Origin of the sequence: Pseudoalteromonas sp. bablab_jr011 (assembly GCF_016464045.1) — a bacterium.
GTDB classification, from domain to species: Bacteria; Pseudomonadota; Gammaproteobacteria; order Enterobacterales; family Alteromonadaceae; genus Pseudoalteromonas; species Pseudoalteromonas lipolytica.
The window spans coordinates 1-304 of the sequence record NZ_JACDWU010000068.1 but is presented as its reverse complement, the minus strand read 5'-3'; the positions used below and the strand labels follow the sequence as shown (position 1 = coordinate 304).

At 45.7% G+C, this 304-nt stretch carries 1 pseudogene; it reads left to right on the top strand.

Annotation, left to right across the window (positions count from 1 at the left end):
* Positions 1–304: pseudogene (locus JIG41_RS01880) on the top strand (hypothetical protein); the annotation flags it as partial.

The window sequence follows — 304 nt, the reverse complement described above, 5'->3', positions numbered from 1 at the left end:
TGAAGTTGATGACCAGCCTCAAACTGACGAACAGGTCGATGAAAACGAGCTAGTTGACGAAGATGAACTAGACGATGCACTCGATGTTGATGACATTGACTCACTCCTTGATGACGTTGCAACAGATGAAGCCTCAACTGATGAAGCTACGACTGAACAAACACTCAGTGAAGAGCCAGAAGAGGATGACCAGCCTCAAGTTGACGAGCTAGTTGATGAAAACGCGCTAGTTGACGAAGATGAACTAGACGATGCACTCGATGTTGATGACATTGACTCACTCCTTGATGACGTTGCAATGGAT